At 71.1% G+C, this 14,632-nt stretch carries 11 protein-coding genes and 2 tRNA genes; 6 read left to right on the forward strand and 7 right to left on the reverse strand.

Annotated features, from left to right (window positions below; translation table 11 throughout):
• Positions 1-160: 160 nt before the first annotated feature.
• Positions 161-706, reverse strand: coding sequence for a formaldehyde-activating enzyme (locus ABZT49_RS30935; RefSeq protein WP_355292000.1), 546 nt, complete (start codon positions 704-706; stop codon positions 161-163).
• A gap of 156 nt (positions 707-862) precedes the next feature.
• On the opposite strand from ABZT49_RS30935, the gene ABZT49_RS30940 reads away from it, so the two are divergent.
• Positions 863-1,075, forward strand: coding sequence for a hypothetical protein (locus ABZT49_RS30940; RefSeq protein WP_355292001.1), 213 nt, complete (start codon positions 863-865; stop codon positions 1,073-1,075).
• 112 nt (positions 1,076-1,187) lie between these two features.
• Here ABZT49_RS30940 and ABZT49_RS30945 read toward each other — a convergent pair whose 3' ends face one another.
• From ABZT49_RS30945 to ABZT49_RS30970, 6 genes are all read right to left on the reverse strand, one after another.
• Complete coding sequence (locus ABZT49_RS30945) at positions 1,188-1,682, reverse strand: DUF3016 domain-containing protein (protein WP_355292003.1); 495 nt, start codon at positions 1,680-1,682, stop codon at positions 1,188-1,190.
• 88 nt (positions 1,683-1,770) lie between these two features.
• The gene (locus ABZT49_RS30950) at positions 1,771-2,196 is read right to left on the reverse strand and encodes a hypothetical protein (RefSeq protein ID WP_355292005.1); all 426 of its coding nucleotides are present in this window, start codon (positions 2,194-2,196) and stop codon (positions 1,771-1,773) included.
• 66 nt (positions 2,197-2,262) lie between these two features.
• Positions 2,263-2,520 (reverse strand): hypothetical protein, encoded by a 258-nt coding sequence (locus tag ABZT49_RS30955; protein ID WP_355292007.1) that lies wholly within the window; start codon positions 2,518-2,520, stop codon positions 2,263-2,265.
• A gap of 60 nt (positions 2,521-2,580) precedes the next feature.
• The gene (metH, locus tag ABZT49_RS30960) at positions 2,581-6,330 is read right to left on the reverse strand and encodes a methionine synthase (RefSeq protein ID WP_355292009.1); all 3,750 of its coding nucleotides are present in this window, start codon (positions 6,328-6,330) and stop codon (positions 2,581-2,583) included.
• A gap of 105 nt (positions 6,331-6,435) precedes the next feature.
• On the reverse strand, positions 6,436-7,350 hold the full coding sequence (gene metF, locus ABZT49_RS30965) for a methylenetetrahydrofolate reductase [NAD(P)H] (RefSeq protein WP_355292011.1): 915 nt from the start codon (positions 7,348-7,350) through the stop codon (positions 6,436-6,438).
• Positions 7,351-7,385: 35 nt separating this feature from the next.
• The gene (locus tag ABZT49_RS30970) at positions 7,386-8,375 is read right to left on the reverse strand and encodes a metalloregulator ArsR/SmtB family transcription factor (protein ID WP_355292013.1); all 990 of its coding nucleotides are present in this window, start codon (positions 8,373-8,375) and stop codon (positions 7,386-7,388) included.
• A gap of 215 nt (positions 8,376-8,590) precedes the next feature.
• Here ABZT49_RS30970 and ABZT49_RS30975 point away from each other — a divergent pair, with 215 nt between their 5' ends.
• The 5 genes from ABZT49_RS30975 to ABZT49_RS30995 all read left to right on the forward strand — a co-directional run bounded on the left by ABZT49_RS30975 (position 8,591) and on the right by ABZT49_RS30995 (position 14,548).
• Positions 8,591-10,984, forward strand: coding sequence for a DNA topoisomerase (locus ABZT49_RS30975; RefSeq protein WP_355292015.1), 2,394 nt, complete (start codon positions 8,591-8,593; stop codon positions 10,982-10,984).
• 117 nt (positions 10,985-11,101) lie between these two features.
• Positions 11,102-11,177: transfer RNA gene (locus tag ABZT49_RS30980), tRNA-Phe, on the forward strand.
• A gap of 84 nt (positions 11,178-11,261) precedes the next feature.
• Positions 11,262-11,337, forward strand: a tRNA-Phe gene (locus ABZT49_RS30985).
• A 692-nt stretch (positions 11,338-12,029) separates the two neighbouring features.
• Positions 12,030-13,898: an ABC-F family ATP-binding cassette domain-containing protein gene (locus tag ABZT49_RS30990; protein WP_355292017.1), complete on the forward strand. Its 1,869-nt coding sequence runs from the start codon at positions 12,030-12,032 to the stop codon at positions 13,896-13,898.
• Complete coding sequence (locus tag ABZT49_RS30995; RefSeq protein WP_355292019.1) at positions 13,895-14,548, forward strand: class I SAM-dependent methyltransferase; 654 nt, start codon at positions 13,895-13,897, stop codon at positions 14,546-14,548. Before ABZT49_RS30990 ends, ABZT49_RS30995 begins: the two co-directional genes overlap by 4 nt.
• Positions 14,549-14,632 lie beyond the last annotated feature (84 nt).

Here is a 14,632-nt window from a genome sequence, read left to right on the forward strand (position 1 = left end):
CCCCCCCCCCCCCCCCCCCCCCCCCCCCCCCCCCCCCCCCCCCCCCCCCCCCCCCCCCCCCCCCCCCCCCCCCCCCCCCCCCCCCCCCCCCCCCCCAACCCCCCCCCCCCCCCCCCCCCCCCCCCCCCCCCCCCCCCCCCCCCCCCCCCCCCCCGCCGCTCTAGGTGTCTTCGTCGAGCACGCCCTCGAGGGCGTAGTGGCGCACGGTGCGGCGGTTGGCGATCAGCTCGTCGACCGTCGGCTCGCCCCTCAAGGCCCGGGCGATGGCGAGCTTCGTCGCCTCGTAATTGGTGCGGTAGAGGTCCTTACGGTCGAGGTTCGGGTCCTCGGGGCAGCGCGGGTCGAGCCAGATCATGATGATCATGCACAGCTCGTCGAGCCCGTCGCGGGGCAGGATGCCCTCGATGATGCAATCGACGATGGCGTCGCCGGTCGCGGCCTGGACCACGCCGCCGAGCAGTTCGACGTACTCGGCGGTGTGGATCGTCGCCTTGGTGGTCATCATCGTGGCCGGGCGGACCAGCTGATTGATGTCGCGCACCACGAACATGCGGGTGTGGCCCTGGACCTGCCCCATCATCGAGGCGAAGGCCTGGCCGACCGGCCCGCGCACCGAGCCGATCAGCACCTCCGGCATCGCGTCGGTATACTGGCCCTCGGCGGCCAGCACCGTGGCCTCGCCGGTGCGGAAGACGATCTCGCTCATCTGCGATTCCTCGGTTCGCTGCAGGGGGTGTCCCGGCGCGGGTCGACCACGGCGACCGCCGTGCCGTCAACGGCGGCGGACCCATCGACCTGTCCGGAAATTGGTCTATAGGGCCGAGGATTGGGCCTTGCGCCCTCGAACAGCTGAAGCGGACGGATGAGCGATCGCGACTGGACCCTGCGGGTGACGCCGACCGAGGCGGGCGTGCGGCTCGAACTCGACCTCGCCGACCTCGACGGCGCGCCGGTCACGGCGGCGATCGCCCTCGACCGGGCCGAGGCGCGCCGCTTCGCCCGGGCGATGCTGGCGGCGGCCGGCGACGCGGCCGAGCGCACCTTCCCGCATCCGCCGGCCCCGGACGAGGGTTAGGGCATTTTTCGACGAGGTCGATGCCGGTTCGTCGCCGGAAATGCGGCGAAATCAAAGACCCAGAGCCCTTCGCGATTGCAGCGCGATCGTGAAGGGCTCTGGCCGGTGGCCGTCATCCTCGCGGCGGCTCCCGCCGACCGATCCGCGCGGTGAACCAGTCGGCCAGGATGTCGCGCTCGTAAGCGAGGGCGGATTGCCCGCCCGGCCGCGCGCGGAGCAGGAAGTTGATGTCTGTCACCGTCTCCTCCGCCTCCAGGACGAGGCGGCCACGCTCCCTCAGGGCGTAGCGCAGGCGCAGGCGCGGCGGGGTGACGTCGGTGACGAGGCGCGGGGCGGTGGGACCGGCGCCCGGCAGGTCGGTGCCGGCGAGATCGACGTCGAGGACGTCGACGGTCAGGCTCTGCCCGGGCTGGAGCGTCCGCCCGGCAAGCTCGCGAAAAATCCGGTCCAATCCGCCGATCGTCGCCCGCAGGGTCGGCCCGGAGCCGAGGCGGCTTTCCGCGTCGGTGTAGCGCTCGGGCGCGACGAAGCGGAGGGCGAACGGCGCCTCCGCACTCGCCGCCTGAGCGAGACAGAGCAGCAGACTGGCAGCCAGGACGCGACGCAAGGCTCAACCCCTCCCTCGATCTGGCGCGGAACCGCCGTCAGGGGCCAACGCCGCGAGGGGAGCGTGGTTCGGAAAGCAGGTGCAGGGTTCAGTAGCGGCCCGGCAGGCGCGGCACCTTGGTGCCGGGCTTCTCGATCGGCTCGGCGCAGGAATAGACGAACTCGGTCTGGAGATCGGTGAACACCGTCTCGCCGACGATGGTGCAGGTCTCCCGCGCCGTTTCGCGCAGGTAGCTCGCGGCGGCCTCGGAGAAGCGGCGCCGCCGGGTCAGGGCCGGGTCCTTGCCCTCCAGGCCGCAGCCGGCGACCTCGCGGAGGTGATTAGAAACAATCAGGACCTTGCGCTGCTGGCGCTGGTCGTAGACCTCGTAGGGGTCGTTGCAGCCGATCGTGACCACCTGCGGCTGGAGGCCGACATAGGTCTTCGAGATGTAGGAGAATTCGGTGCAGCCGGCCGCCGCCACGACGGCGCCCGCCACGGCGACGAGGGCGAGCCTCCCTGGTCCTGTCCGCATTCCCGGTCCTTCCCGCATCCTCAAGCCCAGCTTTGAGCCGGGCCGGCGGCGGCGGTCAAGCCCGGGTCAGGGGGTGGAGTCCGGGTCCTCCACCGGGTCGTCCGGAGGCAGAGGCAACTCCTCGGTCGCCGCCCGCTCGAAATCGTCGTCCAGCGGGCCGACGACGCGGCGCATCCAGTCCCAGTTCTCGGGGATTTCGATCGGCACCTCGGAGGGCTCGGGCACCAGCTCGTTCAGAGCCGCCTCCACATCGGGTTCGAGCGGCCGAATACGCGCCTGGAGCCAATCCCAGCGTCCCGGCACCGATTCGTCTTTTGCATTCATGCGCACCTCCGGGATGACGACCCATCGTGACGACGGGCCGCCCCCGAAGGCAAGCACCCCCTACTCCGCCGCCGCCCGATACCGCGCCGTGTCGTAGTTCAGCACAGGCCCGAGCCAGCGCTCGACCTCGGCCACGTCCATGCCCTTGCGGGCGGCGTAATCCTCGACCTGGTCGCGCTCGACCTTGGCGACGCCGAAATAATGTGCGTCCGGATGGGCGAGGTAGAGGCCCGAGACCGAGGAGCCCGGCCACATCGCGTAGGATTCGGTGAGCTTGACGCCGATGCGCGGCTCCGCCTGGAGCAGATCGAACAGGGTCGTCTTCTCGGTGTGGTCGGGTTGGGCCGGGTAGCCCGGCGCCGGGCGGATGCCGGCATAGGGCTCGGTGACGAGTTCGGCCGGCGTATAGGACTCGTCCGCCGCGTAGGCCCAGAACTCGCGGCGCACCCGCTCGTGCATCCGCTCGGCGAAGGCCTCGGCGATGCGGTCGGCCAGCGCCTTGACCAGGATCGACTTGTAATCGTCGTTCTGGCGCTCGAAGCGCTCGGCGATCCGCACCTCCTCCAGGCCCGCCGTGACGACGAAGCCGCCGACATAGTCGGGGAGCCCGCTCTCCACCGGCGCCACAAAGTCCGACAGGCAGGTATTCGGACGCCCGTCGCGCTTCGAGAGCTGCTGGCGCAGGCCGTGGAAGGTCGCGAGCGTGTCGGTCCGGCTCTCGCCGGTGAACAGCCGGATGTCGTCGCCGACCGCGTTGGCCGGCCAGAAGCCGATCACCGCCTTCGGGTTGAACCAGCGCTCCTCGACGATCTGGCGCAGCATGGCCTGCGCGTCCTCGAACAGGGCGCGGGCGGCCGGCCCCTGCTCGGGATCGTCGAGGATCGCCGGGTAGCGGCCCTTGAACTCGTAGGTCTGCAGGAATGGCGTCCAGTCGATGTAAGGGACGAGTTCCGCCACGTCGTAGCTGCGGAACACCCGCGTGCCGGTGAAGGTCGGCTTGACCGGCGTGCACGCCGACCAGTCCACCTTGAAGGCGTTGGCGCGAGCTCGTGCGAGCGGCAGGCGCTGCTTGTCGGCCTCCGAGCGGGCATGGGCCTCGGCGACGCGCTTGTACTCGGCGCGCACCGCTTGAATCGTCTGCACCTTCGAGTCCGGCGAGAGCAGGTTCGAGACCACGCCGACGGCGCGGCTGGCATCCGTCACGTAGACCGCCTGGCCCTTGGCGTAGGCCGGGTGGATCTTCACCGCGGTGTGGACCCGGCTCGTCGTCGCGCCGCCGATCAGCAGCGGCACGTCGAAGCCCTCGCGCTCCATCTCGGCCGCGACGTGGACCATCTCGTCGAGGGAGGGCGTGATCAGGCCCGACAGGCCGACGATGTCGACGTTCTCACGCCGCGCGGTATCCAGGATCTTCGCCGCCGGCACCATCACGCCGAGGTCGATGATCTCGTAGTTGTTGCACGCGAGCACGACGCCGACGATGTTCTTGCCGATGTCGTGGACGTCGCCCTTCACGGTCGCCATCAGCACCTTGCCGGCGGCCTGCCGCCCGCCGACGCCCCCGTTGGCGGCCTTCTCCGCCTCCATGAACGGCATCAGGTAGGCCACCGCCTGCTTCATGACGCGGGCCGACTTCACCACCTGCGGCAGGAACATCTTTCCCGCGCCGAACAGGTCGCCGACCACGTTCATGCCGGCCATCAGCGGGCCCTCGATGACGTGGAGCGGCCGCTCGGCCTTGGCGCGGGCCTCCTCGGTGTCGGCCTCGATGTACTCGGTGATGCCGTTGACGAGCGCGTGCTCCAGGCGCTTCTCGACCGGCGCCTCGCGCCAGGCGAGGTCGGTACCCTTGTCGCGCGCCTGCCCGCCCTCCTTGAAGCGGGCCGCGGCGTCGAGCAGGCGCTCGGTCGCGTCCGAGCGGCGGTTGAGGACGACGTCCTCGCACAGCTCGCGCAGCTCCGGCGGCAGCTCGTCGTAGACCGCGAGCTGGCCGGCATTCACGATGCCCATATCCATGCCGACCTTGATCGCGTGGTACAGGAACACCGCGTGCATCGCCTCGCGCACCGGCTCGTTGCCGCGGAAGGCGAAGGACAGGTTCGAGATGCCGCCCGAGATATGGGCGTGGGGCAGGGTCTCGCGGATGATCCGCGCCGCCTCGATGAAGGCGACGCCGTAGCCGTCATGCTCCTCGATGCCGGTCGCCACCGCGAAGACGTTGGGATCGAAGATGATGTCCTCGGGCGGGAAGCCGACCTTCTCGGTCAAAACCTGGTAGGCGCGGATGCAGATCGCGACCTTGCGCTCCAGCGAATCGGCCTGGCCCTGCTCGTCGAAGGCCATCACCACCACGGCGGCGCCGTAGGCGCGGCAGATCTTGGCTTCCGCGATGAACTTCTCCTCTCCCTCCTTAAGGGAGATCGAGTTCACGATCGCCTTGCCCTGCACGCATTTGAGGCCGGCCTCGATGACCGGGAATTTCGAGGAATCGATCATCACCGGCACCCGGGCGATGTCGGGCTCGGCGGCGACGAGGTTGAGGAACTCGACCATCGCCTTCTGGGAGTCGAGCAGGCCCTCGTCCATGTTGATGTCGATCACCTGGGCGCCCGCGGCGACCTGGTCGCGGGCGACGTCGAGGGCGGCGGCGTAGTCGCCGTTGGTGACGAGCTTGCGGAAGCGCGCCGAGCCGGTGACGTTGGTACGCTCGCCGACGTTCACGAACGGGATCTCGGGCGTCAGCGTGAAGGGCTCGAGGCCGGACAGGCGCATCAGGGGCTTCACGGTCGGCACCCGGCGCGGCGCCTTGCCGGCCACCGCCCCGGCGATGGCGCGGATGTGGTCCGGCGTGGTGCCGCAGCAGCCGCCGACCATGTTGACGAGGCCGCTCTCGGCGAACTCGCCGACGAGCTTTGCCATCGCTTCCGGGCTCTCGTCGTAGAGGCCGAATTCGTTCGGCAGGCCGGCATTGGGGTAGGCGCAGACCAGGGTGTCGCAGGTGCGCGACAGCTCGTCGATATGGGCGCGCATCTCGCGGGCGCCGAGGGCGCAGTTGAGGCCAAAGGTCAGCGGCTCGGCGTGGCGCAGCGAGTGCCAGAAGGCGGTCGGGGTCTGGCCCGACAGGGTGCGGCCGGAGAGGTCGGTGATGGTGCCCGAGATCATGATCGGCAGGCGGGTGCCGGTCTCGTCAAAAACCTGCCAGGCCGCCGCCACCGCCGCCTTGGCGTTCAGCGTGTCGAAGACCGTCTCGATCAGGATGAGTTCCGCGCCGCCAGCGATCAGGCCGCGCACCTGCTCGGCATAGGCCTCGCGGACCTGGTCGAAGGTCACGGCGCGATAGCCCGGATTGTTGACGTCCGGCGAGATCGACAGGGTGCGGTTCGTCGGGCCGATCGCCCCGGCGACGAAGCGGCGGCGCCCGTCCTCCTTCTCGGCGAGCAAGGCCGCCTCGCGGGCGAGGCGCGCGCCCTGCGCGTTCAGCTCATGAATGATCGGCTCCATGCCGTAATCGGCTTGAGCGATCGTGGTACCCGAGAAGGTGTTGGTCTCGACGACGTCGGTGCCGGCGAGGAAGTAATCGAGGTGGATCTGCCGGATCGCGTCGGGCTGAGTGAGGATCAGGAGGTCGTTGTTGCCCTTCTGGTCGTGGGCGTGATCGCGGAACCGGTCGCTGCGGAAATCGGCCTCGGTCAGGCCGAGGCGCTGGATCACCGTGCCCATCGCCCCGTCGAGGACGAGGATTTTCTCCGCCGCGCGCCGGCGCAGGGCGGTCAGGATTTCGGCACCGTCGGCGGGGGGGAAGTCGGTCATCGGGGTGGGATTCCAGCGAATGTCGGGCAGTGCGGTCGAGACAGAATCGAGCCGGGCCGCATCACGCGGCCCGGGAACCTTTTAATAGCGAGGGAGCGAGAATGGTCAGGCCGCCGCCTTCTCCGCCGCCACCGGCGCCGCACGCAAGCCCAGCAGATGGCAGATCGCGTAGACGAGGTCGGCGCGGTTCATGGTGTAGAAGTGGAAGTCGGTGACGCCACGGTCAACGAGGTCCAGAACCTGCTCGGCGGCCACCGCCGCGGCCACAAGCTTGCGGGTGGCGACGTCGTCCTCCAGCCCCTCGAAGCGGGCGGCGAGCCAGTCCGGCACCGAGGCGCCGGTGCGGCGGGCGAAGTTGGCCGCCTGCTTGAAGTTCTGCACCGGCAGGATGCCCGGGATGATCGGGATGTCGATGCCGCGCGACTGCACCCGGTCGAGGTAGCGGAAGAACAGGTCGTTGTCGAAGAAGAACTGGGTGATGGCACGGTCGGCGCCGCAATCGACCTTGGCCTTCAGCGCGTCGAGGTCCTGGTCGAGGGAGCCGGCCTCCGGGTGGCGCTCGGGGTAGGCCGAGACCGAGACCTCGAAGTCGCCGATGCGCTTGATGCCGGCGACGAGGTCGCAGGAGCGCTCGTAGCCGCCCGGATGCGCCGTGTAGGCGGTGCCGACGCCCTCCGCCGGGTCGCCGCGCAGGGCCACGATGTGGCGCACGCCGGCCTCGTGATAGGCCCGCACCACGTCGTCGACCTCACCCTTCGTCGCCGCCACGCAGGTGAGGTGGGCGGCGGGCTTCAGGTCGGTCTCGCGCACCAGGCGCGACACGGTATTGTGGGTGCGCTCGCGGGTCGAGCCGCCGGCGCCATAGGTCACCGAGACGAAGCTGGGGCCGAGCGGCGCCAGGCGCTCGATCGACGACCACAGGGTCGCCTCCATCTCCGGGGACTTGGGCGGGAAGAACTCGAACGACACCCGGATCGGGCGGCGGCTCTCGCGGCTCGGGCGGAAGGCGGTGGGGTACATCGGCGGCCTCGGGCAGAAAATCGGAGAAGCGGGGGTCAGGCGACGGCGCGGTCGGGCAGACCGGCGGCCGCTTCCGGGTGATGGGCGAGCCAGAGCGTGACGGTGAGCTGGTGCTCCGCAGCCCCGGAGGGCGCGAGATGGCGCAGCCGCACGTCGGTGAGGCCGGCCTCGGAGAGCCAGCCGGCGACCTGCTCGGGGGCGAAGCCGAGGCGGCGATGCGCCTCGTCCGCGCGGAGGAATTCGAGGCTGTGGGGCGCGAAATCGACCACCAGCAGGCGTCCGCCGGGAGCGACGAGGCGGGCGGCCTCGCGCAGGGCCCGGGCCGGGTCGTCGAGGTAGTGCAGCACCTGGTGGATCAGCACGAGGTCGAAGCTCGCCCGCCCGAAGGGCGGCGCGTGGATGTCGCCCTGGCGCAGGTCGATCCGGGTCAAGCCCTGCCGCTCCAGGTTGGCGCGGGCCACCGACAGCATGGCGTGGTTGGCGTCGAGCCCGGTCGCCCGGGCGGCCCGGGGCGCGAGCAGGCCGAGCATGCGCCCGGTGCCGGTGCCGAGATCGACGAGGCTGCCGATGGGCCCTCCACCCAGCACGTCGAGCACCGCCGCCTCGACGGTGGCCTCCGGCACGTGGAGCGAGCGTACCCGGTCCCATTGCGGCGCGAGCCGCGCGAAGAAGTTCTGCGCGGCGTCCGCGCGCTGGGCCCGCACCGCCTGGAGCCGCGCCCGGTCCTCGGAGAGCGGCGGCTCGGCGACGTCGAGCGCCGCGACCAGGGGCGCCACCAGCCCCGCCGCGCCCTCGCGCAAGCGGAAAAACGCCCAGGCGCCCTCGCGGTGGCGCACCACCAGCCCGGCCTCGACCAGGAGCTTGAGGTGGCGCGAGATCCGCGGCTGCGACTGGCCGAGGATGTCGGTGAGGTCGGAGACCGACAGCTCGCCCTCGCCGAGCAGCACCAGGATGCGCAGGCGCGTCTCCTCCGCCGCGGCGCGCAGCACGCCCAGAGCGTCGGCGAAGGGGACGGTGGGGATCATATCGAGGGGTTCCTCGCCTCCGACTTGAAACATAAAGATATCTTTATGTGAGGAATGGGCGGGGCGCAAGCGGTGTTTCGGGGCAGCGCGTGACCGGCGCTTGGGCGACCAGCCTAGCGGGGAACATGGGATCCGACCGTTGACCGCTCCGGGGCCCCTCCGGTATGTTCCTGCTTCGTTCGGGCCGCCCGCCCGTCCAGGAGCGACCCGCTTCCATGGCGCAGGCCACCTCCGCCGGTCGAGCGTCCGGCAAAACCCTCTTCTTCTTCGAGAAGCCCTCGGCGATGCGCCAGGTGCAGCGGTTCTTCCGCTCGCCGAGCACGGTCTGCGTCGCCGCCGAGGGGCATCTCCTGGAGGTGGCCGAGCCCGGGGAGATCCGGCCGGACTGGAAGCCCTGGCGCTTCGACGCGCTGCCTATCGCGATGGAGCGCCTGCCGGTCGCCCCCGGCCACGGCCGCTCGGGCCAGTCGCACGCCCCGAAGCTCGCGGCGATCCGCCAGGCGCTCGACGGGGTCGAGCGGGTGATCATCGCCACCGATCCGGGCCGCGAGGGCTCGATGATCGCCTGGGAGGTGCTGGAGCATCTCGGCTGGCGCGGCCGGGTCGATCGCCTGCGCCTCGGCGCCCTCGACGAGATCTCGATCCGCCGCGCCTTCGGGCTGCTGGCGAAAGAAGACGATTCCGGCGAGCGCGACTACGCCGCCTATCTCGAGGCCCTGTGCCGGCAATACGAGGACTGGCATCTCGGCCTCAACGGCACGCGGGCGGTGTCCCTGCGCCTGCGCCCGCCGGCCTTCCGCGAGCCGTGGCGCTTCGGCGGGGTGCAGACGCCGACGCTCGCCATCCTCGCCGATCTCGAGGAGCGCATCCGGAATTTCGTGCCGCGGGACTTCTACAAGATCGCCCTGCCGGTGACGACGGAGAGCGGTGCGAAGCTGACGCTCTGGCACGCGCCGAAGGACAAGATCTTCGACATCAAGGACGCCGAGGCGATCCGCGATGCGGCCGAGGGCTGGGCCGGCCCGCTCGCGGTGGTCCAGAAGGACGTGCGCCGGGCACCGCCAAAACTCTTCTCGAAGGACACCCTGGCGCGAGCCTGCGCCAAGCGCTTCGGCTGGGACCCGCAAGTCACGGCGCGCCACGCGCAGGCGCTCTACGACAAGGGCTTCCTGAGCTATCCCCGCACCGAATCGGTGCACCTGCCCGAATCGCAGGCCAAGGACGCCGCCGCGGTGCTCGCGGCGATCGCCCCCGTCGACAAGGACCTCGCCGCGCATATCCCTGCGACGCCGCAGATCCGCCGCGGGCCGAAGGGCCATTACGTCAAGGATCCGGGCGAGCACCACGCCATCGTGCCCCTGCGCAAGGTGCCGGGGCCGGGCGACGTCGCGCCCGACGCGCAGAAGCTCTGGCTGCTCGTCGCCAAGAACTTCCTCGCCGCGCACATGGCCGACGGGATCGACGCCCGCACCACGGTCACGGCCGACGTCCCGACGCCGCTGGGCGCGAAGCGCTTCGTCATCACCGGCAGCGTGGTGAAGGTGCCGGGCTGGCGCGCCCTCTACGGCACCGAGGCCGACGACGACGAGGTCGTGCCCGGCAAGGCCAAGGCCGACGACGAGCCGACCACCGGCCGCCTGCCGCCGGTCCGCGACGGCGAGGCCGGCACCGGCGGAAAGCCGAAGGTCGAGACTGCCCGGACCGAGCCGCCCCGGCGCATCACCCGGGGCGAGTTGCCGGTGGTGATGGGCCGTCTGATCGACCAGATCGAGGACCCGGCCCTGAAGCGGGCGCTGGAGAACCCCGCCAACCCGACCGAGCCGAAGGGCCTCGGCACCGCGGCGACCCGCGACGCGGTGCTGCCGAAGCTGATGAAGAGCCACTACGTCACGCTGCTGAAGGGCAAGGATCCGGCGATCACCGTGACGGAGGTCGGCCTCGCCTTCGTCGCCGCGGTGCGCCGGGTCTTTCCAGCCTATGGCGATCCGGTCGGGCGGGCGGTGTTCGAATCGGAGCTGGCCGAGATCGGCCGGGCGACGACGAAGGACGAGGCGTTGCGCCGGGCGAACGCCTTCCGCCAGCGCACCCGCGAGCGGGTCGAGGCGCTGATCGGCGCGGTCTCGGGCGCCGAGCGCCTGGCGGTGGAGGGCGAGGTTCCGCCCCGCAGCGGCCGCGCGCCGACTGCCGCGATGGTGTCGTTCGCCACCTCGCTCGCCGCCCGCAAGGGAATCCCCCTCCCCCCGGAGGCCAAGCGGGATGCCGGCGCCTGCCGGGTCTTCCTCAACACCCATGCGGGACCGAAGATGGCGCCGTCCGGCAACGGCGCGACCCGGCCCCCGACCCCGGCGATGCTGCGCTTCGCCGCCTCGCTCGCCCGGGCGAAGCGCCTGGAGGCGCTGCCGCCCGAGATCGAAACCGACTTCGCCGCCTGCCGCGCCTTCCTCGACGCCCATGCGGGCGACGACGGTCCGCGCTCCGGCACCCAGGCGGCCCCCGCCCGCGACGCCGCCACCCGGGACGCCTCGGCGAAGAAGCCCCGCACCCGCCGCCCGCGCAGCCCGGCGAGCCCGGGCCGCGCGCCCCGCCGGCGCCGGGCAGCAGAAGGGTGACGGCGACGTGCCGGGCGCCGGCAAACAATCCCCCGCGCGCCCGCAGGAGACGGCTGGACAGGCGATCCGAGCGTCTCTATACCCCCGCTCAACGCCGCTGCCCCACGCAGCCGGCGGGCCCGGGTAGCTCAGTTGGTAGAGCATGCGACTGAAAATCGCAGTGTCGGCGGTTCGACTCCGTCCCCGGGCACCACTTCCTCGTCCCTGACGTGAGTGGTGCCGTCCTTGAATAAGGACGATCTCTGGTGCTTGGACCGTCGCCCTGCGCGGCCGGTGCGCCCGGGTAGCTCAGTTGGTAGAGCATGCGACTGAAAATCGCAGTGTCGGCGGTTCGACTCCGTCCCCGGGCACCATTCTTCTTGAGCGTTTCTTTCTCCATCGACAGATTCAACTTTAACCATCCGCTGCTCCGATCGGCGACGGATAGACGTCGTCCGACTTTCTTGATCAAGCTGATATCGACCGAACTCTGCGGCACTGCGCCGGAATGAGACCAATTCTGCTTGATCCGGCTGCCAGATAAAGATTGAGCGAGCCTCCTCTTCCCCCGTGGCAGGGCTGTCCGAGGAAACGACATAGCGCGGGGCTGTCCGGGGAAAGCCGAAGCTCGGGTTTCCCCTCTCCCCGCGGGCGGGGAGAGGGCCGTGTCGCCGTCCAGGGGACACGGCAAGCGCAGGCGAAGCCGGAGCGGGGGTGAGGGGGTGTCTCCGGAGGAGCCTCATCCGGAGATACCCCCTCACCCCCGCCCTTCGGGCTCCCTGAGCCCCTTCGGAGCTCAGGCCTCTCCCCGCCCGCGGGGAGAGGAGAATATCCGCGCCTCGTCTCTCCCCGGACAGCCCTGCCCTTATGGAGAAGGGATGACGTCCACGGCGTGAGAGCGCAGGCGGGATCGCGAGATCCGATCGCCTCGATCAAACCCGCGGTCTCACCCGAACCGGTCCCACCGAACCGGCGAGCGCCCGCGAGCAACCTCCGTCGCCGTAGACCGTGCGGCGCGACGCACCGCCCCTTGCCTCCCACGCCCGCCGCCGCCACAACGCCGGCCATGCTCCGCGTGAACGACCTCACCTACCGGATCGGCGACCGCCTGATCCTCGACCAAGCCGGCTTCGCCCTGCCCGAGCGGGCACGGGTCGGGATCGTCGGCCGCAACGGCGCCGGCAAGACCACCTTGTTCCGCATCATCCAGGGCGAGATCCCCACGGAAGGCGGCACGATCGGGCTGCCGAAGGGCACGCGGGTCGGCGGCGTCGCCCAGGAGGCGCCGGCCGGTCCCGAGACCCTGCACGCGGTGGTGCTCGCCGCCGATACCGAGCGGGCGCGGCTGCTCGCCGAGGCCGAGACCGCCGATGGCTTGCGCCGGGCCGAGATCGAGACCCGGCTCGTCGACATCGACGCCCACTCGGCCCCGGCCCGGGCCGCCGCGATCCTGCACGGCCTCGGCTTCGACGCGGAGGCGCAAGGGCGGCCCTGCTCCGATTTCTCCGGCGGCTGGCGCATGCGGGTGGCGCTCGCCGCCGTGCTGTTCTCCGAGCCGGACCTGCTCCTGCTCGACGAGCCGACCAACTACCTCGACATCGAAGGGACGCTCTGGCTCTACGACTACCTCGAGCGCTACCCCCGCACCGCGCTGATCATCAGCCACGACCGCGACCTGCTCGACACCTCCGTCGACCACATCCTCCACCTCGACCGCGGCAAGCTCACGCTCTATCGCGGCGGCTACACCTCGTTCGCCCGCCAGCTCGCCGAGAAGCGGATGCTCCAGGCCAAGGCCCGGGTGAAGCAGGAGGCCGAGCGCGCCCATCTCCAGAGCTTCGTCGACCGCTTCAAGGCCAAGGCCACCAAGGCGCGCCAGGCCCAGTCGCGGATGAAGCGGCTCGCCAAGATGGAGCCGATCGCGGCGCTCATCGAGGACGACGTGCCGGTGATCCACCTGCCGAGCCCGGAGCGCGCCCTCTCCCCGCCGCTGGTCGCGATGGAGCGGGTCCAGGCCGGCTATCCCGACCGCACGGTGCTGACCGGCCTGAACCTCACCCTCGCCCCCGACGACCGGGTGGCGCTGCTCGGCGCCAACGGCAACGGCAAGTCGACCTTCTGCAAGCTGATCGGCGGGCGGCTCGATCCGCTCTCCGGCGAGGTGCGGCGCTGGGGCAAGATGAACGTCGCCTACTTCGCCCAGCACCAGCTCGACGAGCTGCGGCCCGCCGAGAGCGCCTACGCCCATGTGCGCGACCTGATGCCCGACGTGCCGGAGGCGCGGGCCCGCGCCGCGGCCGCCCGCCTCGGCTTCCCCGGCCACAAGGCCGACACCCCGGTCTCGCAGCTCTCCGGCGGCGAGAAGGCGCGGCTGCTGATGGGGCTCGCAGCCTTCAACGGCCCGCACCTGCTGATCCTCGACGAGCCGACCAACCACCTCGACATCGAGAGCCGCCAAGCCCTCGTCGAGGCGATCAACGACTACGAGGGCGCGGTGATCCTGGTGAGCCACGACCGCTTCCTGGTCGAGGCCTGCGCCGACCGGCTCTGGCTCGTGGGCAACGGCACCGTGAAGCCCTTCGACGGCGACATGGACGATTACCGCCGCCTGGTGCTCTCCGGCCCGGAGACGGACGCGGCGAAGAGCCAGGAAGCCACTGGCGGCGCAAAGGCGGTGGAGCGCCGGTCCAACGCCGAGCGCCGGGCGGCGCTCGCCCCCTTGCGCCGCAAGCTCGAGGCGGTGGAGGCGCGCATGTCCAAGCTCTCGGCCGCCATCGCCAAGATCGACGCGGCTCTCGCCGACGGCACCGCCTTCCGCACCGACGCCGCCAAGGCCGGCGAGCTCGCCCGCATGCGCGCGGAGGCCGCCTCGGCGTTGGGGACCGCGGAGGAGGAATGGCTGATGGTGAGCGGGGAGCTAGAGGCGGACGGATGACGGGCGCGAGCGGCACGGCCGGCTACGCCGCGGAGGCCGAGGCGCTGGTCTCGCGCTACGAGAGCATCGCCTTCTCGGACATCCACGCGGCGATCCTGCCGCTCCTGCCCGCGCCGCCGGGCCACGTCCTCGACATCGGGGCCGGGACCGGGCGCGATGCGGCGGGCTTCGCCGCCCTCGGCTACCGGGTCACCGCCGTCGAGCCGACAGCCGAGTTGCGCCAGCGGGCGGTCGCCCTGCATCCCTCGCCGCTGATCGACTGGCTGGATGACGGCCTGCCCGACCTGCCGGCACTTGCCGGGCGGGCTGCGGCCTACGACGTCGTGATGCTCACCGCCGTCTGGATGCATCTCGACGCGGCCGAGCGCTGCCGCGCGATGTCGCGCCTCGCCGCCCTGCTGCGGCCCGGCGGCGTGGCAGCCCTGTCGCTGCGCCACGGCCCGGTGCCGCCCGGGCGCCGGATGTTCGACGTCTCCGCCGCCGAGACGATCGCGCTGGCCGAGGTGCACGGCCTGCGCTGCCTCCTGTGCCGGACGGACGAGGATGCCCAGCTCCGCCGGCCCGGCGTGACCTGGGACCGGGTGGCTTTCGTCAAGGACGGCGTCGGTAAGGGCATTCCGGAGCTTCACACGCCCGGGACGATCGCCTAGAGCAGCGCCCGATCACGTTGCAACCAGGCGCTGCTCTAGGCCTCTGATTTTGCCGCATTTTCTTCGACGAACCGGTTTCCACTT

Source organism: Methylobacterium sp. EM32, from assembly GCF_040593685.1.
In the GTDB taxonomy this organism is placed as follows: domain Bacteria; phylum Pseudomonadota; class Alphaproteobacteria; order Rhizobiales; family Beijerinckiaceae; genus Methylobacterium.

What these genes read in the sequence shown, in the direction of transcription:
- ABZT49_RS30935 (WP_355292000.1), bottom strand. Translation starts at nt 706, where the DNA reads ATGAGCGAGATCGTCTTCCGCACCGGCGAGGCCACGGTGCTGGCCGCC.
- ABZT49_RS30940 (WP_355292001.1), top strand. Translation starts at nt 863, where the DNA reads ATGAGCGATCGCGACTGGACCCTGCGGGTGACGCCGACCGAGGCGGGC.
- ABZT49_RS30950 (WP_355292005.1), bottom strand. Translation starts at nt 2,196, where the DNA reads ATGCGGACAGGACCAGGGAGGCTCGCCCTCGTCGCCGTGGCGGGCGCC.
- ABZT49_RS30955 (WP_355292007.1), bottom strand. Translation starts at nt 2,520, where the DNA reads ATGAATGCAAAAGACGAATCGGTGCCGGGACGCTGGGATTGGCTCCAG.
- metH (WP_355292009.1), bottom strand. Translation starts at nt 6,330, where the DNA reads ATGACCGACTTCCCCCCCGCCGACGGTGCCGAAATCCTGACCGCCCTG.
- metF (WP_355292011.1), bottom strand. Translation starts at nt 7,350, where the DNA reads ATGTACCCCACCGCCTTCCGCCCGAGCCGCGAGAGCCGCCGCCCGATC.
- ABZT49_RS30970 (WP_355292013.1), bottom strand. Translation starts at nt 8,375, where the DNA reads ATGATCCCCACCGTCCCCTTCGCCGACGCTCTGGGCGTGCTGCGCGCC.
- ABZT49_RS30975 (WP_355292015.1), top strand. Translation starts at nt 8,591, where the DNA reads ATGGCGCAGGCCACCTCCGCCGGTCGAGCGTCCGGCAAAACCCTCTTC.
- ABZT49_RS30990 (WP_355292017.1), top strand. Translation starts at nt 12,030, where the DNA reads ATGCTCCGCGTGAACGACCTCACCTACCGGATCGGCGACCGCCTGATC.
- ABZT49_RS30995 (WP_355292019.1), top strand. Translation starts at nt 13,895, where the DNA reads ATGACGGGCGCGAGCGGCACGGCCGGCTACGCCGCGGAGGCCGAGGCG.